The sequence below is a fragment of the Streptomyces sp. WMMC940 genome (assembly GCF_027460265.1).
Lineage (GTDB): Bacteria > Actinomycetota > Actinomycetes > Streptomycetales > Streptomycetaceae > Streptomyces.
The window spans coordinates 5,182,055-5,199,955 of record NZ_JAPZBC010000001.1; the positions used below are offsets into that span (position 1 = coordinate 5,182,055).

The 17,901-nt window shown below is 69.7% G+C and carries 16 protein-coding genes and 1 pseudogene; 9 read left to right on the plus strand and 8 right to left on the minus strand.

Translation table 11 applies throughout. The annotated features are described in order from the left end of the window. Window positions 1-5: 5 nt before the first annotated feature. Genes O7595_RS22745 through O7595_RS22755 form a run of 3 tightly spaced genes read right to left on the minus strand, consistent with a single transcriptional unit; the run spans window position 6 to window position 2,703 of the window. Entirely contained in the window at window positions 6-917 is a 912-nt protein-coding gene (locus O7595_RS22745; protein WP_269732585.1) for a metal ABC transporter permease, read from the minus strand. Further along, window positions 914-1,684, minus strand: a complete 771-nt coding sequence (locus O7595_RS22750) for a metal ABC transporter ATP-binding protein (protein ID WP_269730480.1) — start codon at window positions 1,682-1,684, stop codon at window positions 914-916. Before O7595_RS22750 ends, O7595_RS22745 begins: the two co-directional genes overlap by 4 nt. Window positions 1,685-1,734: 50 nt before the next feature. After that, window positions 1,735-2,703 (minus strand): metal ABC transporter substrate-binding protein, encoded by a 969-nt coding sequence (locus tag O7595_RS22755; RefSeq protein ID WP_269730481.1) that lies wholly within the window; start codon window positions 2,701-2,703, stop codon window positions 1,735-1,737. A gap of 316 nt (window positions 2,704-3,019) precedes the next feature. Here O7595_RS22755 and O7595_RS22760 point away from each other — a divergent pair, with 316 nt between their 5' ends. The 3 genes from O7595_RS22760 (at window position 3,020) to O7595_RS22770 (ending at window position 5,453) form a co-directional block, all read left to right on the plus strand. Then, window positions 3,020-4,402: a glycine--tRNA ligase gene (locus O7595_RS22760; protein ID WP_269730482.1), complete on the plus strand. Its 1,383-nt coding sequence runs from the start codon at window positions 3,020-3,022 to the stop codon at window positions 4,400-4,402. Window positions 4,403-4,542: 140 nt separating this feature from the next. Then, window positions 4,543-5,136 carry a transposase gene (locus tag O7595_RS22765; protein ID WP_269730483.1) on the plus strand — a complete coding sequence of 198 codons (594 nt, stop codon included), beginning with the start codon at window positions 4,543-4,545 and terminating at the stop codon, window positions 5,134-5,136. 98 nt (window positions 5,137-5,234) lie between these two features. Continuing rightward, window positions 5,235-5,453 carry a hypothetical protein gene (locus O7595_RS22770; protein ID WP_269730484.1) on the plus strand — a complete coding sequence of 73 codons (219 nt, stop codon included), beginning with the start codon at window positions 5,235-5,237 and terminating at the stop codon, window positions 5,451-5,453. A 101-nt stretch (window positions 5,454-5,554) separates the two neighbouring features. On the opposite strand, the gene O7595_RS22775 is transcribed toward O7595_RS22770, so the two are convergent. Beyond that, window positions 5,555-6,142 carry a TetR family transcriptional regulator gene (locus tag O7595_RS22775; protein WP_269732586.1) on the minus strand — a complete coding sequence of 196 codons (588 nt, stop codon included), beginning with the start codon at window positions 6,140-6,142 and terminating at the stop codon, window positions 5,555-5,557. A gap of 203 nt (window positions 6,143-6,345) precedes the next feature. Next, window positions 6,346-7,291: pseudogene (locus O7595_RS22780) on the minus strand (aldo/keto reductase). 368 nt (window positions 7,292-7,659) lie between these two features. Here O7595_RS22780 and O7595_RS22785 point away from each other — a divergent pair. Then, complete coding sequence (locus tag O7595_RS22785) at window positions 7,660-7,875, plus strand: DUF6243 family protein (RefSeq protein WP_269730485.1); 216 nt, start codon at window positions 7,660-7,662, stop codon at window positions 7,873-7,875. A 123-nt stretch (window positions 7,876-7,998) separates the two neighbouring features. Next, window positions 7,999-8,244 (plus strand): DUF6158 family protein, encoded by a 246-nt coding sequence (locus O7595_RS22790; RefSeq protein ID WP_269730486.1) that lies wholly within the window; start codon window positions 7,999-8,001, stop codon window positions 8,242-8,244. A 2-nt stretch (window positions 8,245-8,246) separates the two neighbouring features. Here O7595_RS22790 and O7595_RS22795 read toward each other — a convergent pair whose 3' ends face one another. Next, entirely contained in the window at window positions 8,247-8,861 is a 615-nt protein-coding gene (locus O7595_RS22795; RefSeq protein ID WP_269730487.1) for a Uma2 family endonuclease, read from the minus strand. A gap of 209 nt (window positions 8,862-9,070) precedes the next feature. Between O7595_RS22795 and dusB the strand changes: the two genes are divergently transcribed. The 3 genes from dusB to O7595_RS22810 all read left to right on the plus strand — a co-directional run bounded on the left by dusB (window position 9,071) and on the right by O7595_RS22810 (window position 14,959). Further along, complete coding sequence (dusB, locus tag O7595_RS22800) at window positions 9,071-10,216, plus strand: tRNA dihydrouridine synthase DusB (protein ID WP_269730488.1); 1,146 nt, start codon at window positions 9,071-9,073, stop codon at window positions 10,214-10,216. Between the two features lie 424 nt (window positions 10,217-10,640). Then, a complete protein-coding gene (gene ppdK, locus O7595_RS22805) occupies window positions 10,641-13,349 on the plus strand; it encodes a pyruvate, phosphate dikinase (RefSeq protein WP_269730489.1) in 2,709 nt (902 codons plus the stop codon). Between the two features lie 578 nt (window positions 13,350-13,927). Next, window positions 13,928-14,959 carry an ArsR/SmtB family transcription factor gene (locus O7595_RS22810; RefSeq protein WP_269730490.1) on the plus strand — a complete coding sequence of 344 codons (1,032 nt, stop codon included), beginning with the start codon at window positions 13,928-13,930 and terminating at the stop codon, window positions 14,957-14,959. On the opposite strand, the gene O7595_RS22815 is transcribed toward O7595_RS22810, so the two are convergent. Further along, window positions 14,925-16,085 (minus strand): alkaline phosphatase PhoX, encoded by a 1,161-nt coding sequence (locus O7595_RS22815; protein ID WP_269730491.1) that lies wholly within the window; start codon window positions 16,083-16,085, stop codon window positions 14,925-14,927. The genes O7595_RS22810 and O7595_RS22815 overlap by 35 nt on opposite strands. 460 nt (window positions 16,086-16,545) lie before the next feature. Here O7595_RS22815 and O7595_RS22820 point away from each other — a divergent pair, with 460 nt between their 5' ends. Then, window positions 16,546-16,956 carry a VOC family protein gene (locus O7595_RS22820; protein ID WP_269730492.1) on the plus strand — a complete coding sequence of 137 codons (411 nt, stop codon included), beginning with the start codon at window positions 16,546-16,548 and terminating at the stop codon, window positions 16,954-16,956. A 151-nt stretch (window positions 16,957-17,107) separates the two neighbouring features. Here O7595_RS22820 and O7595_RS22825 read toward each other — a convergent pair whose 3' ends face one another. Next, a complete protein-coding gene (locus tag O7595_RS22825; RefSeq protein ID WP_269730493.1) occupies window positions 17,108-17,620 on the minus strand; it encodes a DinB family protein in 513 nt (170 codons plus the stop codon). Window positions 17,621-17,901: the final 281 nt, after the last annotated feature.

Here is a 17,901-nt window from a genome sequence, read left to right on the forward strand (position 1 = left end):
ACCGGTCAGACCGCGGCGTCACCCGCCGGACGGCGGGTCGCCGGAACGTCCACGTCGCACTCCGTCCCCGCAGCCCCGGCCAACGCCTCGACCACCCGCGACCGCCGCCGCGCCAGCGGCGTCGCCAGCGCCGTGAACAGCAAGAACACCGCGATCGCCAGCAGCACGATCGTCGCACCCGGCGGCACGTCCCGGTAGTACGTGGTGACCGTACCGGCCAGCGTCACCGCCACACCGATCGCCACCGCCACCACGAACGTCACCGCGAACGAACGCGTGACCTGCTGCGCCGCCGCCACCGGCACCACCATCAGCGCGCTCACCAGCAGCAGCCCGACCACACGCATCGCGACCGTCACCGTCAACGCGGCCGTCACCGCCACCAGCAGATTCAGCGCCCGCACCGGCAGCCCCGTGACCCGCGCGAACTCCTCGTCCTGGCTGATCGCGAACAGCTGCCGCCGCAGCCCCACCGTCACCAGCAGCACGAAGCCCGCCAGCAGACAGATCGCCACGACGTCCTCGTCCGAGACCGTGGACAGCGAACCGAACAGATACGACGTGAGATTGGCGTTCGACCCGGTGCCGCTGAGATTCATCAGCATCACACCGCCCGCCATACCGCCGTAGAACAGCATCGCCAGCGCGATGTCACCGCGCGTGCGCCCGTAGGCCCGGATCAGCTCCATCGCCACCGAACCGACCACCGCGACCAGAGCCGCCATCCACACCGGGTTCGTGGACAGCAGGAAACCGAGACCGACACCGGTCAACGCGACATGTCCGATGCCGTCGCCCATCAGCGCCTGCCTGCGCTGCACCAGATGAATGCCCACGGCCGGAGCCGTGACGCCCACCAGCACGGCGGCCAGCAGCGCCCGCTGCATGAAGGGGTCCTGGAGGAATTCCATGATCAGCTCAGCAGTCCCGTGCGGAGCGGCTCGTCGGCCGCATGCGGATGAACGTGGTCGTGGCCGGGCAGCGCATGCTGGCCCACGGCACGCGGAGGCGGCCCGTCATGGACGACACAGCCGTCCCGCAGCACCACCGCCCGGTCGATCAACGGCTCCAGCGGGCCCAGCTCGTGCAGCACCAGCAGCACCGTCGTCCCGGCCGCCACCTGCTCCCGCAGCGTCCCGGCGAGGATCTCCTGACTGGCCAGGTCCACACCCGCCATCGGCTCGTCCATGATGAGCAGCTCCGGCTCCGCGGCCAGCGCACGGGCGATCAGCACCCGCTGGTGCTGCCCGCCCGACAGGGCGCTCACCGAGTCCCTCGCCCGGTCGGCGAGTCCGACGAGACCGATCGCCCGTCGCACCGCCGCACGGTCGCCCTTCGACGGCCAACCCAGCCTCGTCCGCGACAACCGACCGGACGCCACCACCTCCCGGACCGTCGCCGGCACCCCGCTCACCGCGGTCGTGCGCTGCGGTACGTAACCCACCCGCGACCACGCACGGAAACGGCGCAGCTCCGTACCGAACAACGACACCGAACCACCGGTGAGCGGCACCTGGCCGATCACCGACCGCACGGCCGTCGACTTCCCCGAGCCGTTCGCGCCGAGCAGCGCCACGACCTCACCGCGCTCCACGGTGAGGTCGACGCCGCGCAGCACGGGACGCGAACCCAGCGTGGCCCGGGCCCCGCGGACGGATATGACGGGCTCTGCGACGGGCTCCATGGGCTTCGCCTCCGATGCTGCTCCTGCCGAAACGGCCGGTGAAACGACTGTCACTTCGCGCCGAGCGCCTTCTGCAGCGCGGCGAGGTTGGACTCCATCACCGACAGGTAGTCGTCACCCTCGGACCTGTCCGTGATGCCCTCCAGCGGGTCCAGGACGTCCGTCCGAAGCCCCGTGTCCTTCGCCAGTGTCTTCGCCGTGCGGTCACTGGCCAGCGTCTCGAAGAAGATCGTGGACACCTTCTCCTGCTTCGCGACCGACTGGAGCTCCTTGATCCGGGCCGGGCTCGGCTCGGACTCCGGGTCGAGCCCGGCTATGCCGTGCTGGTCCAGCCCGTACCGCTCGGCGAGATAGCCGAAGGCGGAATGGGTGGTGATGAAGGTCCTGGTGGTGCTGTTCTTCAGACCGTCGGTGAACTTCGCGTCCAGCGCCTTCAGCTTGCCGACCAGCATCCGGGTGTTCTTCCGGTAGTCAGCGGCATGCGCCGGGTCGGCCTTCGCCAGAGAGTCCCCGACGCCCTCGGCGACCTCGGCGTACTTCACCGGGTCCAGCCAGACATGGGGATCGGCACCGGCGCCGTGCTCCTCGCCCTCGTGCTCCTCACCCTCGTGACCGTGGTCGTGGCCGACCTCGGTGCCGTGGTTCTCCAGCTCGGTCAGGGTCGCGGCGTCCACCGTGTGCTCGACGCCGGACTGCGCGATCGCCTCGTCGACGGCGGGCTGCACGCCCTTCAGATAGAGGACGTAGTCGGCCTGGCGGAGCTCCGACACCTGCCTGGGCTTCAGCTCCAGATCATGCGGCTCCACACCCGGCTTCGTCAGCGTCGTGACCTCGACATGGTCACCGCCGATCTCCTCGGCCAGGTACTGCATCGGGTAGAACGACGTCACCACGTCCAGCCTGCCGTCGGCCTTGTCGCCTCCGGCCGAGGACGCACCCGAGCAGGCCGAGAGCGTGACGAGGCCCAGCGCGGTCGCTCCCGCGAGGGCGGTGGTCGGTATGAGGCGGCGTACGTTCATGACAGTCATTTTCAACAAAAGTGGAAACGATTGTCAATTGAATCATCGCTTCCGATCATCCCACGACCACCACCCCCGCCCCCACCTGCGCCGGCCCCCACGGACGAAACCGGCACCCGAATCCTCCACCGAGAGAACGGAACGTGCATCACCCATCACCCGGACTGGTACAGGTCCGGCGACGACATCGGATCCGATGGCACGCCCCCCACGCATCCGATTCCGCGAACGAGGAGGCGAACCGATTTGATACAGGGGGTACGAGCGCCGGTAATCTGAAGCATTCGCACTTCGTCGTCGTAATGAAGAGAGCACCGTGGCCGCCGACAAGATCGACACGATCGTCAACCTGAGCAAGCGCCGTGGGTTCGTCTACCCCAGCAGCGAGATCTACGGCGGCCAGCGCGCCGCCTGGGACTACGGACCGCTGGGTACCGAGCTCAAGGAGAACATCAAGCGCCAGTGGTGGCGCTACATGGTCACCTCGCGCGAGGACGTCGTCGGTATCGACTCGTCGGTGATCCTGGCGACCGAGGTCTGGGAAGCCTCCGGCCACGTCGCCACCTTCACCGACCCGCTCACCGAGTGCACCTCCTGCCACAAGCGCTTCCGCGCCGACCACCTCGAAGAGGCCTACGAGGAGAAGCACGGTCACGCCCCGTCGGGCGGCCTGACCGACATCAACTGCCCCCACTGCGGCACCAAGGGCCAGTTCACCGAGCCCAAGCAGTTCTCCGGCCTCCTCTCCACCCACCTCGGCCCCACCCAGGACTCCGGCTCCGTCGCCTACCTGCGCCCCGAGACCGCCCAGGGCATCTTCACCAACTTCGCCCAGGTCCAGCAGACCTCCCGCCGCAAGCCGCCCTTCGGCATCGCCCAGGTCGGCAAGTCCTTCCGCAACGAGATCACCCCCGGCAACTTCATCTTCCGCACCCGCGAGTTCGAGCAGATGGAGATGGAGTTCTTCGTCAAGCCCGGCGAGGACGAGAAGTGGCACGAGTACTGGATGGAGCAGCGCTGGAACTGGTACACCGGCCTGGGTCTCCGTGAGGAGAACATGCGCTGGTACGAGCACCCCAAGGAGAAGCTCTCCCACTACTCCAAGCGCACCGCCGACATCGAGTACCGCTTCCAGTTCGGCGGCAGCGAATGGGGCGAGCTCGAAGGCGTCGCCAACCGCACCGACTACGACCTCGGCGCCCACTCCAAGGCCTCCGGCACCGACCTGTCGTACTTCGACCAGGAAGCCGGCGAGCGCTGGACCCCCTACGTCATCGAGCCCGCCGCCGGCGTCGGCCGCACCATGCTCGCCTTCCTTCTCGACGGCTACAACGAGGACGAAGCCCCCAACGCCAAGGGCGTCATGGAGAAGCGCACCGTCCTGCGCCTCGACCACCGCCTCGCCCCGGTGAAGGTCGCCGTCCTGCCGCTGTCCCGCAACCCCCAGCTCTCCCCGAAGGCCAAGGGCCTCGCCGCCGACCTCCGGCAGAACTGGAACATCGAGTTCGACGACGCCGGTGCCATCGGCCGCCGCTACCGCCGCCAGGACGAGATCGGCACCCCCTACTGCGTCACCGTCGACTTCGACACCCTCGACGACAACGCGGTCACCGTCCGCGAACGCGACACCATGAAGCAGGAACGCGTCTCCCTCGACCAGATCCAGGGCTACCTCGCCACCCGCCTCCTCGGCTGCTGACGTTCACCCCCGCGACGGCAACAAGGCCCCCGGTTCCGGGTACGGGACGCTGTTGGCGAATTCGGGGGCTCGCGTGACGTCGGCCTTCAAGACCCGGTTGTGGTCTTGAAGGCCGACGTTGTCGTATGGGGTGGGTGCGGATGTCGATGCAGCCGGGCGGGCCGAGTGAGGTCCCGGCGGAGACGGTGCGGGTGGCGCGGGCTGCGTTCCCCAGAGGCAGCTTGGCGATCCGGGTCCGAGACGAGTTGGGGCCGCTGTTCACGGATGAGGAGTTCGCGGACCTGTTCCCGGCGCGGGGCAAGCCTGCCTGGTCGCCGGGGCGGTTGGCGCTTGTGCTGGTGTTGCAGTTTGTGGAGGGGCTGACCGACCGGCAGGCCGCGGAGGCGGTGCGGGCAAGGATCGACTTCAAGTACGCCCTCGGGCTGGAACTGAGTGATCCGGGGTTCGACTTCTCGGTGCTGTCGGAGTTCCGGGACCGTCTGGTGGAGGAAGAGCGCTACAAGACCCGCGCCGGTGTCGAAGGCACCATCTCCCAAGCCACCCAGCGGTGCGGCCTGCGCAGATCCCGCTACCTCGGCCTCGCGAAGACCGCCCTGCAACACCAACTCACCGGGGCCGCGATCAACCTCGCCCGCATCGACGCCCATCTCACCCAAACACCCCGAGCCCGCACCCGCACCAGCCACTTCGCAGCACTTCGCCCCGTCGAGCTCACGCTCGACGGGGCGAAGTGACCGAGCCCCCGAATTCGCCAACAGCGTCCCGGGTACGGAACCGGGGGCCTTCATGCACACTGGGCCCACTCGTCGACCGCCGGCAGAGGAGGCACACCATGCCGTCCACCACCAGCAGCAAAGTCAGCAGATGGGACCAGCACGGACGCGAACACACCGTCCGCGTCCGGAAAGCAGGCGTACAGAAGGCACTCACCTGCGACACCTGCGGCTGGCGCAAAGGCGCCCAATTCCTCCCCTGGCTCAAGGCCGAGGAACACCTCGCCGAGGCCCACCAGGCCACCGTCGACCCGGGCAACCGCACCCGCAACGACTGACCCCGAGCCGGACACGACGACCCCGAGCCGGACACCACAGCCCGGACCACACTCCCCGTGCCGGCCCGGCCCCTGCGAGGGACCTTGAACGGCGGCGACCGTCAGACCCGCAGACCACGCAACAACAACTCGCACACCGCACGGAACTCGTCGTCGATCGACGGCCTCCGCCACTCCGGCGCAAACACCGGATCATGGAAACGCGCCGTCGCGTCGAACACCGCCTGCGCCACCGACACCGGATCCACGGCCTCGAACTCCCCGCCGCGCACCCCCTCTTCGACGATCCGCGTCACCTGGCTGACCAGCACCACCAGATGCTCGTCCACCACATCACTGGCCTCCGTGATCAGCACCGCGTATGTGGCGAACAACTCCGGATCGTCACCCGCCTTGTGACGCTTCGCCTCGAACAGACGCGACAACCACGCCCGCAACTTCTCCTCCGCCGAACCGGCAGGCCCCTCCGTGATCTCCGACAGCAACTCCTCGGTACGGCCCAGCCAGCGAGCCGTCACCGCCTCACGCAGCGCCGCCTTCGTACGGAAATGCCGGTACACACTGCCGTGACTCACCCCGAGGACGCGCGCCACATCGACGACCGTCGCCTTGGACGGACCGAAACGACGCAGCACCTCCTCGGTCGCCTCGAGGATGCGGTCGGCGGTCAGGGTCTCCGTGGTGGACATGGCACCGACGTTACCCTTCCCCACCGACACGACCCGGACCAGCCGGACGCCCGGCACGACATGCGCAGCAAGCACGACGGGCACCGCAGGCACGGAGCGGACGGCCCCCAGGCACAGCACGGCCGGCACGACCGGGGCCGGCCGACGGGGACCCCGCCGACCGGCCCCGGTCGTGCCCGATCACGGCCGCGCGCCGCGACACGTCAGTGCTCGCTGTCGAGATGCGCCATCTGCGCCGCCGGGTAACGCTCACCCGCCGCGGCCCCCCCGCGGAACGGCCCGCTCGATCGCCGCGAGCTCGTCCTCCCCGAACGTCACGCCCAGCGCCCCCAGCGCCTCCGCCAACCGGTCCCGGCGCCGCGCACCCACCAGCGGAACGATGTCCTCGCCACGTGACAGCACCCACGCGATCGCCAGCTGGGCGACCGAAACGCCCTTCTGCTCCGCGATCTTGCGCAACTGCTCCACGAGATCGAGGTTGTGCAGCAGATTGACGCCCTGAAAGCGCGGGCTCATGCCACGGAAGTCATTGGCCGCCAGCTTCCGGTCCCCGCTGAAGTGCCCGGAGATCAAACCGCGGGACAGCACGCCGTACGCCGTGACACCGATACCCAACTCCCGCGCCGTGGGCAGGATCGCGTCCTCGATGCCGCGGGAGATCAGCGAGTACTCGATCTGCAGATCGGTGATCGGGGCGACGGAAGCCGCACGGCGCAGCGTGTCGGCACCGACCTCGGACAGGCCGATGTGCCGGACGTGCCCCGCCTCGACCAGCTCGGCGATCGCCCCGACCGTCTCCTCCACCGGCACGCCCGGGTCGACACGGGCGATGCGGTAGACGTCGATGTGGTCGGTGCCCAGCCGCTGCAGCGAGTAGGCGGCGAAGTTCTTCACCGCCGCGGGGCGGCCGTCATAGCCGGACCAGCCGCCGTCCGGGTCGCGGAGCGCCCCGAACTTCACGCTGATCAGCGCCTTCTCGCGGGCCGCCGCCGGAGCGGCACGCAGTGCCTCGCCGATCAGCATCTCGTTGTGGCCCATGCCGTAGAAGTCGCCCGTGTCGATCAGCGTCACGCCGGCGTCCAGGGCGGCGTGGATCGTCGCGATGGACTCCGAGCGATCAGCGTCGCCGTAGAGCGCCGACATGCCCATGGCGCCCAGGCCGATCGCTGAGACCCGGGGGCCGGTGGCGCCGAGCGGACGGGTCGGGAGGGGGTGGTGCACGGGGGAGGCCGGGGTGTTGGGGGAGGTCATGGCACGGCTCCTCGGGGGAGGGGATCGCTAACGCTGACAACTATGGCATGATGACTGACAGATGTCAATATTTGTCAGTCGTCATCGATTAGTGGAGCGCGCGACGCATGCCACCAGGCCGAAAAATCGGGTGTCCGCCCCGCCCTCGACCGGTACCGTCGCCGCATGTCCTCCTTCTTCCAGATCTACGAGTGAGAGTGCGGCGGCCACCTCCCGCCCCCACCAGCTGACATCCGGATCACTTCTCACCACGATGGGAGAACCCCGTGGCCAAGGGTCGTAACAACCTCCTCGGCGTGGGCGGACAGCGCCGAAAGCTGTCCCGCGCCGACCAGCAGGGCAACGGTCCGGCGAGCCAGGCAGACCGCCGGACGGCCGCCGACCAGAAGCAGGAGCTCCTGCGCAAGATGCGCGAGCGCACCCAGGGCGCCGAGGTCGCTCTCAACGAGGCGTCCCAGGACGCGAGCGACACACAGCGCTGACGCCATCTCACGTCGAAGGGCCCGGATCACCCACCCTGGTGGTCCGGGCCCTCTTCGTCTTCGGATGCGGTCGCCCGATCCCGGGCCATGATGGAAGGGGCGTACCTACCGGAGGTGTGTGTCATGGCCGAGCAGGACCGCGGAGTGCCGCCGGAGCGGCTGGAGGACGGGCAGCTGCTGAAGGAGCTGGAGGCCATCCACCGCACCCGCCACGAGACCCTGCTGTACGGCTCCGACGACGCTCTGCAGACGCACACTTCCCGGATGGGCGCCTTGGAGGCGGAGTACGTCCGCCGCCACCCCCAGCGGGCCACGTCCCGGGCCCGGACCCGGGAGGGCGCTCGGGCCCGTACGTGCGACGAGGGCTGAGCTCAGCCCTCGGTGGCGTCGGCGGGCACCTCGAACACGCCGGTGTCGAGCTCGCAGCCGAACGGGTCGGGGATCTCCGGCTTCTCGCCGAACGGGGCCGTCCGCCGGGCCAGATAGCCCTTGGCGGAGGGCTCCCAGAACACGGTGGCCGTCTGCTCCTGCATGTCCAGCAGCAGGTAGACGGGCACGCCTGCCCTGCCGTAGACGGGGACCTTGTCCTGCCAGTCCACGAGCCGGGTCGCCGAAGAGGTGAGTTCGCATACGAAGGAGAGGGCCTCGCCGTCGACGTACCGGGAATCCGTCCGGAAGGCGGAGGGCGCGGCGGCGTAGATGTCGGGGCCGTACGCCCGTTCCTCGCCGGGGAAGGCGAACAGGAACGGAGTCGAGGACATGATGTGGCCTTGCGGGCGTTCCGGCTTCAGCTGGTCCAGGACGGACTCCATGACGGGCAGGTAGAAGCCCCGGGACCATGGCGACATGACGATGTTTCCCCGGACGATCTCTGCCCGGTAGCCGTCGGGCACCTCCATGCTCAGCAGCGTGTCGCACAGCGCTTCGAACTGCGGTGTGCCACGGGCGGCTTCTATGGTCGTCGGTCGCTCAAGCATCAGTGTCATGATGCGCCCTCCCTCGTGCCCGCGGCCAGGTTCGGCCGTGTGTGTCGCGTCGACCACTCACCGTAGCGGTGTGGCGTACCGGCGGTTTCCTCGTCCCGAGGGGGCGTACCCGCGCGTTCGTCAGCGGGTGGGCCCGGGGCGTGCCGGACGCGGACATATATGCATAGTACGGCTAACTAATGAACTTGACAGTGCGCGACAATGGTCGAATGACCACGCTCGCCCAGCCCTCGAAGCTGTCCATCGGCCCGCATGCCGTGCAGCCCCCGGTGGTGCTCGCGCCCATGGCCGGCATCACCAACGCACCGTTCCGCACCCTTTGCAGGGAGTTCAGCGGGGGCAAGGGGCTGTTCGTGAGCGAGATGATCACGACCCGGGCGCTGGTCGAGCGCAACGAGAAGACGATGCAGCTGATCCACTTCGATGCGTCGGAGACGCCGCGTTCGATCCAGTTGTACGGGGTGGACCCGGTCACGGTCGGCAAGGCGGTCCGCATGATCGTGGACGAGGGCCTGGCCGATCACATCGATCTGAACTTCGGCTGCCCGGTGCCCAAGGTGACCCGCAAGGGCGGCGGTTCGGCGCTGCCGTACAAGCGGAACCTGCTGCGGGCGATCCTGGCCGAGGCGGTCGGCAACGCGGGTGATCTGCCGGTGACGATGAAGATGCGCAAGGGCATCGACGACGATCACATCACGTATCTCGACGCGGGGCGGATCGCGGTCGACGAGGGCGTCACGGCGATCGCCCTGCACGGGCGTACCGCGGCTCAGCACTACGGCGGTACGGCGGACTGGGACGCGATCGCGCGCCTGAAGGAGCATGTGCCGGAGATCCCGGTGCTGGGCAACGGCGACATCTGGTCGGCGGACGACGCGCTGCGGATGATGCGGGAGACGGGTTGCGACGGGGTGGTCGTGGGGCGCGGCTGCCTGGGTCGGCCGTGGTTGTTCGGGGATCTGGTCAGCGCCTTCGAGGGGTCGGGTGCCTTTGCTCGGCCTTCGTTGCGTGAGGTCGCGGACGTGATGGTGCGCCATGCGCGACTGCTGGGGGAGTGGATCGGGGACGAGTCCCGTGGCGTGATCGACTTCCGTAAGCACGTGGCGTGGTATCTGAAGGGGTTCGCGGTCGGGTCGGAGATGCGCAAGCGGCTCGCGGTGACGTCGTCGCTGGAGGAGCTGCGCGCTCAGCTGAGCGCGCTGGACCTGGACCAGCCGTGGCCGTCGGGTGCGGACGGTCCGAGGGGGCGTACGTCGGGGAACAACCGGGTCGTGCTGCCGGACGGCTGGCTGAGGGACCCGTACGACTGTGCAGGTGTGAGCGAGGATGCCGAGCTGGACACGTCCGGGGGCTGACCGGGCGGCGGTTCGGGAGGCCGGTCCGGATCCGGCTGCGAGCGGGTCCGGATGGTGGGATCCGGTCGTTGCCGGCGGCGTGATTCTCGCCACCTCTGATAGGGGTTGCGCTCAGATGAGCGCTCTCGGGGTGACTGTGACTTCGGAAGGGGTGGCACTGAGTGCCACCCCTTCCGTGTTCAATAATTGAACTCAGATGCCTTGGATGGTGCTCATGTGAGCGGCGATTTTCCGCTTTCGGTCAAGCGCTCTTCGAGGGATGAAGGTGCCAAGGCTCCGGCTTTACGCATCGGTAACCTGTGATCTGCTGGCGGACGGGTGGTTACGGCCGAATGACGGACAAGTGGACGTACCCAGGTGCCTTCGATCTGGGTATGTTCCTCGCCGTCAGGGCAGCCACCGAGTCCTCGAGGAGTCGAGACCCGTGTCGGAAAACAAAGATCAGAAGTTCGTCTACGACTTCACCGAGGGCAACAAGGACCTCAAGGACCTCCTCGGTGGCAAGGGTGCGAACCTCGCCGAGATGACCAACCTCGGTCTGCCCGTCCCCCCGGGCTTCACCATCACCACGGAGGCCTGCAAGGTCTACCTCGACAGTGGTGAGGAGCCCGCGGCACTGCGTGACGAGGTGAGTGCGCACCTCGACGCGCTGGAGCAGCGCATGGGCAAGAAGCTGGGCCAGGCCGACGACCCGCTGCTGGTGTCCGTACGCTCCGGGGCCAAGTTCTCCATGCCCGGGATGATGGACACGGTCCTGAACATCGGTCTGTCCGACACGTCGGTGGAGGGCCTCGCCAAGCAGGCCGGCGACGACCGCTTCGCGTGGGACTCCTACCGCCGGCTCATCCAGATGTTCGGCAAGACCGTCCTCGGCGTCGACGGCGAGCTGTTCGAGGACGCCCTGGAGGGCGCCAAGGAAGCCAAGAAGGTCACGGTCGACACCGACCTGGACGCCTCCGACCTGAAGAAGCTGGTCAAGCAGTTCAAGAAGATCGTCAAGTCCGAGACCGGCCGCGACTTCCCGCAGGACCCGCGCGAGCAGATGGATCTGGCCATCAAGGCCGTCTTCGACTCCTGGAACGGCGACCGGGCGAAGCTCTACCGCCGTCAGGAGCGCATCCCGCACGATCTCGGCACCGCGGTCAACGTCTGCTCCATGGTCTTCGGCAACCTCGGCCCGGACTCCGGCACCGGTGTCGCGTTCACTCGCGACCCCGCCTCCGGCCACCAGGGCGTGTACGGCGACTACCTGCAGAACGCGCAGGGCGAGGACGTCGTCGCCGGTATCCGCAACACGGTGCCGCTCGCGGACCTGGAGTCGATCGACAAGAAGTCGTACGACCAGCTGATGCAGATCATGGAGACGCTGGAGACGCACTACAAGGACCTGTGCGACATCGAGTTCACCATCGAGCGCGGCCAGCTGTGGATGCTGCAGACCCGGGTCGGCAAGCGCACCGCGGGTGCCGCCTTCCGCATCGCCACCCAGCTCGTGGACCAGGGCCTCATCGACGAGGCCGAGGCGCTCCAGCGCGTCACCGGCGCGCAGCTCGCACAGCTGATGTTCCCGCGCTTCGACGAGGCCGCCCAGGTCGAGAAGCTCGGCCGGGGCATCGCCGCCTCCCCGGGTGCGGCGGTCGGCAAGGCCGTCTTCGACTCCTACACGGCCGTCAAGTGGTCCCGTTCCGGCGAGAAGGTCATCCTGATCCGCCGTGAGACCAACCCGGACGACCTCGATGGCATGATCGCGGCCGAGGGCATCCTGACCTCCCGCGGCGGAAAGACCTCCCACGCGGCCGTCGTCGCCCGCGGCATGGGCAAGACCTGCGTCTGCGGTGCCGAGGAGCTGGAGGTCGACACCAAGCGCCGCCGGATGACGGTGAACGGCACGGTCGTGGAGGAGGGCGACGTCGTCTCCATCGACGGTTCCACCGGCAAGGTGTACCTCGGCGAGGTCCCGGTCGTGCCGTCCCCGGTGGTGGAGTACTTCGAGGGCCGGATGCACGCGGGCGCCGACGACGCCGACGAGCTGGTCCAGGCCGTGCACCGGATCATGGCCTACGCGGACCGGGTGCGCCGGCTGCGGGTACGGGCCAACGCCGACAACGCCGAGGACGCGCTGCGTGCCCGCCGCTTCGGTGCCCAGGGCATCGGGCTGTGCCGCACCGAGCACATGTTCCTCGGTGAGCGCCGCGAGATGGTCGAGAAGCTGATCCTCGCCGACACCGACGACGAGCGCGAGGAGGCGCTGAAGGCGCTGCTGCCGCTGCAGAAGAAGGACTTCGTCGAGCTCTTCGAGGCGATGGACGGGCTGCCGGTGACGGTGCGGCTGCTGGACCCGCCGCTGCACGAGTTCCTGCCGGACATCACCGAGCTGTCGGTGCGCGTGGCGCTCGCGGAGGCCCGCAAGGACGCCAACGAGAACGACCTGCGCCTGCTGCAGGCGGTGCACCGGCTGCACGAGCAGAACCCGATGCTGGGCCTGCGCGGCGTCCGTCTCGGTCTGGTCATCCCCGGCCTGTTCACCATGCAGGTGCGGGCCATCGCGGAGGCCGCGGCGGAGCGGAGGAACGCCAAGGGAGACCCGCGTGCCGAGATCATGATCCCGCTGGTGGGCACGGTCCAGGAGTTGGAGATCGTCCGCGAGGAGGCCGAGGAGGTCATCGCGGAGGTCGAGGCCAGGACCGGCGTGGAGCTGAAGCTGGCGCTGGGCACGATGATCGAGCTGCCGCGTGCCGCGCTGACCGCCGCCCAGATCGCGGAGGCGGCCGAGTTCTTCTCGTTCGGCACGAACGACCTCACCCAGACCGTGTGGGGCTTCAGCCGGGACGACGTGGAGGCGAGCTTCTTCACGGCCTACCTGGAGAAGGGCATCTTCGGAGTCAGCCCGTTCGAGACGATCGACAAGGACGGCGTCGGTTCGCTGGTGCGCAACGCGGCCGCGGCCGGCCGGGCCACCCGACCGGACCTGAAGCTCGGCGTCTGCGGCGAGCACGGCGGCGACCCGGAGTCGGTGCACTTCTTCCACGAGGTGGGCCTGGACTACGTCTCCTGCTCGCCGTTCCGGATCCCCGTGGCCCGTCTGGAGGCGGGTCGCGCGGCGGCGCAGTCCTCCGGGAGCGACAGCCGCTGACGGGAGCGAGCGCCGGCGGCGGAAGCCGTCGGCGGCGCTGATTCCCGCCCCCGAACCCGGGGCCGTCGGTGGTCCTCGACCCTCACCGACCGGCCGGCGGTCCCGGTGCACCGAGGACGAGCGGGACGGGCACCTTGTGCGGAGGTGTCTGTCCCGCTCGTTTCCTTTTGGCGATTCCGGTAGCGGGCGGGTCCTGGCCCGGCGGGTCCGCCGCCGACGGGCCCTGTTGAATGACGGACCAGTAGTGCGTTTAACGGGAGCTTGATTTTCGCCATTCGTTGAGCAAAGAACAGGCGGGGCGCGGTCGACGGATCCCCACCCGCCGGCCGCGCCCCATTACCGATGCCGGACACGGAGCCGCAACCTCCGCCGACCGCCGCCAGGCGCGGAAAGCCCCCCACGGTCTTTGCCTCGCCCCTCGGTACCCGAAGGTTTCGTGCCCGACGTCGTACAGCTTTTCGGTTGACCACCCTGTTGCGCGATGCGTTTCAACTGTGGCTGAAACACCGTGGTAACGTCCTGTGATTGCATGCATACTCAGTGACGGGGGCGATTGCGGATGCAACAGTGGGGGTTCCGTGCTGCGAATCCACTTCACCGGTGAAGACCTCGCCAGGGTGCGGATGGCGGCCAGACCGGACGTTTTGTGGGAAGCGATTCTGAGTTTCCACCGTTTACGGGACCGGCGCGGCGCCACCGTCTTCGGGGAATGGCGGACGGAAACCCGGGCCCGGCTGAACGGTGAAACACGGCTCCTCGCGGCCCTCGTTCCGCAGCGAGGCTATTTCCCGGACTTCCTGACTCCGCCCGAGGCGCTGGAGGGCTTGGAGGAGGGCCTGGAGGCGGTGCGCGCCACCCCGGCGCGCAGGCTCGGTGCCGAGCTGGCCCTGCTCGCCGCGGAGCGGCCGCACTCCGTGCTCACGGGCCGGCTCGCCGGGCTCGCCGAGGGCGCGGACGGGCCGATGGGCCGGCTCGTGGGGGCGCTGCGCAGCTACCACCGGTCGGCGATCGAGCCGTACTGGCCGCACGTCCAGGCCGCGGTGGAGGCCGATCGTGCCGTGCGCGGCCGGGCCCTGCTCGACGGGGGAGCGGACGAGCTGCTGGCCTCCCTGCCGCCGATGCTGCGCTGGCGGGCGCCGGTGCTGGAGGCCGACTACCCGGTGGACCGCGAACTGCGGCTGGAGGGGCGCGGGCTGCTGCTGCAGCCGTCGTACTTCTGCCGCGGCACGCCCGTCGTCCGCCGGGACCCGGACCTGCCGCCGGTGCTGGTCTACCCCGTGACGCACACCGGGTCCCCGGTGACGTGGGAGCGGGACGGGCTGTCGCTGGGCAGGCTGGTGGGGCACACCCGCTCGGCGGTGCTGCAGTCCATCGGCAGCGGCTGCACGACGAGCGAGCTCGCCCGCAGGGCGGGGGTGTCGCTCGCCTCCGCCAGCCAGCACGCGTGCGTGCTGCGGGAGGCCGGGCTCGTGGTCACGCTGCGGAACGGGAACGCGGTGCTGCACACGATGACGCCGCTGGGCACGGCCCTGCTGAGGGGCCGCGCCCAGCGTGATCCGGAGCCGCCGGGGGTGCTTACGCCCGGAACGGTCCCGTCACCTCGTAGGTGATGCCGCCCGACGAGCTGCCGCTGGTGCCGCGCTGGCTGGAGAAGTACAGCCGCCGCCCGTCCGGGGAGAAGGCCGGTCCGGTGATCTCCGAGCCGGACTGGCCGCTGATCCGCAGGAACGGCGCGACGACGTCGTCGGGGGTGATGAGGCAGATCTCCATGTTGCCACCGTCCTCCGCGACGAACAGATCGCCGGAGGACGAGCCGGTGACGTTGTCCACGCCGGTGAGCGGGGCCGAGCCGCCCGTCACCAGCGAGTCGTCATAGGCGAGTTCATAGGTGCCGCTGGTGAGGTTGAGCTGCCAGAGACGGTTGTCGCCCTTGGTGGTGAACCAGACGGTGTCGTTGGCGTAGTGGCAGCCCTCTCCGCCGTTGAACCTCTTCGCTCCGGACACCTGGCTGCGGGTCGCGGTGGGGGAGCCGTCCGGATCGGGCACGTTCGCCCAGCTGAACGACCCGGCGGTCGCGGTGCCGGCGACCAGCACCTGGAGCGTGCCGGAGGACAGGTCGCCCCAGGTCGTGGGGAGGAAGCGGTAGAGGCAGCCGTTGGACTCGTCCTCGGTCAGGTACACCGCCTTGCGGACCGGGTCGGCGGCCGCGGCCTCGTGCTTGAACCGGCCCATCGCGTCGCGGCGGACGGCGGCCTGCACGCCCCACGGATCGGTCTCGTAGACGTAGCCGAGGCTGACCTCCTCGCACGACAGCCAGGTGTTCCACGGGGTCTTCCCGCCCGCGCAGTTGGTGCGGGTGCCCGACAGGATCCGGTACGCCCCGGTGATCGCGCCCGCCGAGGAGAACCGGACCGCGCTCGCCCCGCCGGAAGGGTTGATCTCCGAGTTGGACACGTAGATCCAGCCGGAGCCGTCGGCGAAACAGGCCCCGCCGTCGGGGGCGTTGTGCCAGGTGTACGAGGTGGAGGCGACCTTCTGCCCGGACCGGGCGATCACCCTGCTGGTGAATCCGGCCGGCAGCCGGATGCCGTTGGCGTCGGCCGAGCCGAGCGCCCCGTACGGCCCGGCGCCGGGCTGGGCCGGGGCCGCGGAGGCGGCACCCTGCCACAGCGTGCCGCCGAAGGCCGCCGCGGACGTGCCGATGACCGCTCCGCGCAGGAAGCTGCGTCGTTCCACTGTCACTCCAGGGGAAGTCGTGACTGCCCCGGCCCGCCGGGCGGCGGGACGGGGTCTCGCGCCAACGGACCATAGAAGTGAGGAGTTGACACAGCGTCAACGACGGGTGACGTGGAGGCGTCCCGGACGGGGCGGGGCGAACGGACCGCCGCGCCCGCCGCCGCGTCGCGCCGCGCTCCGACGCCCGCCGCCGCGTCGCGCCGCGCTCCGACGCCCGCCGCCGCGTCGCGCCGCGCTCCGACGCCCGCCGGACGGCGGCCCGACTCGCTCCCCGGTGGTTCAGCCCCGCATCGGGCCGACGGTCGTGTGCACCCGCCCCGCCGGGCCCGCCCGGCGAAACGGAGGTGCTGAATCCGGAAAATGTTCCCGCTGCGGCGATGAGTCCGGCGCACACCCCGGGTCTACCCCACGACGGACGACGCCCCAGGGCGCGACGACGACCACGAGAGAGGCACCCGCCATGACCCAGATGATCTTCGTGAACCTGCCGGTGAAGGACCTCGACGCGTCGAAGGCCTTCTGGGAGGCGGTCGGTTACACCTTCAACCCCCGGTTCACCGACGAGACCGCCGCCTGCCTCGTCATCAGCGACTCCATCTTCGCGATGCTGCTGACCGAGGCCCGGTTCAAGGACTTCACCAGGAAGGACGTCGCCGACGCCGCCACCAGCACCGAGGTGATCGTCGCGCTGAGCGCCGAGAGCCGCGAGAAGGTCGACGAGCTGACCGACGCGGCCCTCGCGGCCGGTGGCTCGCCGGCGAACGAGCCGCAGGACCACGGCTTCATGTACGGCCGTTCCTTCCAGGACCCGGACCACCACATCTGGGAGGTCGTCTGGATGGACGAGAAGGCCGTCGAGGGCGGCGAGTAGCCCGGCCCTCGGGCAGCACCCTCGGCGACACGCCCAGGCTGACCGCCCGACCGCCCGACCGCCCGACCGCCCGACCGCCCGGGCTCCGGCTCCCCGCGCTCGCGCCGGCAGCAGCGGCATCGGCCCGTCAACGGCGCCGGCCGGGCGGCGGTCAGTAGTAGCCCTTCTCCCCGTCGAGCAGTTCCCGGACGGTGTCCAGGTGACCGGCGTGCCGGGCGGTCTCCTCCACCATGTGGATCAGCATCCAGCGCAGGGACGCGGCGGACGACTCGTAGTCGGGGTGCCTGCCGGTCTCGTCGAGCGAGTGGGCCGCGATGATCTCGTTCGAGATCGCGCACTGCCGCTCGTAGTCCTCCAGCAGCCGTGCCAGCGGGACGCCCTCGACCCGCATGTCGGCGTCCTCCGGCGACTCGGCGAACTGCGGGCCGTCGGCGGGCCGGCCGAGGAAGAGGACCTCGAACCAGGCGTTCTCGGTCCACCGCAGATGGGAGATGAGGCCCGCCACCGTCATCAGGGGCGAGCTCGGCAGGACGGCCCGGTGGGCGTCCGCTTCCGCGAGGCCCTCGCACTTGTAGTGGACGATCGCACGCTGCATGTCGAGCCAGCCGACCAGCTGGTGCCGCTCGTCTGCCACGAAGGGGGGACGTACACGGGGAGGAGTCATGGGCGCCGACGGTAGTGGAGGACGGCTGCGGGCCGCACGTCGATTACCTTCCGGCGAGCGGAGGTTGCCTCTCGGCGGGCGTGGGTCCGGGTCCGGCGCGTGTGGGCTTCATCCCGGCGGGCGCGGGTCCGGGTCCGGCGCCGGCGCGCGTTTCCCCGGCCGGCGTGGGTTCCCGTCCGGCGGGCGCGCGTTCCCCCGCCGGCGCGGGCGCCCCGAGCGGCGGCCGGCGCCCCCCGTCGTGCCGCCGGCCGCCTCCGTGCCTGTCACTCCCCGCGCCCGGA

What these genes read in the sequence shown, in the direction of transcription:
- O7595_RS22750 (WP_269730480.1), bottom strand. Translation starts at nt 1,684, where the DNA reads ATGGAGCCCGTCGCAGAGCCCGTCATATCCGTCCGCGGGGCCCGGGCC.
- O7595_RS22755 (WP_269730481.1), bottom strand. Translation starts at nt 2,703, where the DNA reads ATGAACGTACGCCGCCTCATACCGACCACCGCCCTCGCGGGAGCGACC.
- O7595_RS22765 (WP_269730483.1), top strand. Translation starts at nt 4,543, where the DNA reads ATGTCGATGCAGCCGGGCGGGCCGAGTGAGGTCCCGGCGGAGACGGTG.
- O7595_RS22770 (WP_269730484.1), top strand. Translation starts at nt 5,235, where the DNA reads ATGCCGTCCACCACCAGCAGCAAAGTCAGCAGATGGGACCAGCACGGA.
- O7595_RS22775 (WP_269732586.1), bottom strand. Translation starts at nt 6,142, where the DNA reads ATGTCCACCACGGAGACCCTGACCGCCGACCGCATCCTCGAGGCGACC.
- O7595_RS22790 (WP_269730486.1), top strand. Translation starts at nt 7,999, where the DNA reads ATGGCCGAGCAGGACCGCGGAGTGCCGCCGGAGCGGCTGGAGGACGGG.
- O7595_RS22795 (WP_269730487.1), bottom strand. Translation starts at nt 8,861, where the DNA reads ATGACACTGATGCTTGAGCGACCGACGACCATAGAAGCCGCCCGTGGC.
- dusB (WP_269730488.1), top strand. Translation starts at nt 9,071, where the DNA reads ATGACCACGCTCGCCCAGCCCTCGAAGCTGTCCATCGGCCCGCATGCC.
- O7595_RS22820 (WP_269730492.1), top strand. Translation starts at nt 16,546, where the DNA reads ATGACCCAGATGATCTTCGTGAACCTGCCGGTGAAGGACCTCGACGCG.
- O7595_RS22825 (WP_269730493.1), bottom strand. Translation starts at nt 17,620, where the DNA reads ATGACTCCTCCCCGTGTACGTCCCCCCTTCGTGGCAGACGAGCGGCAC.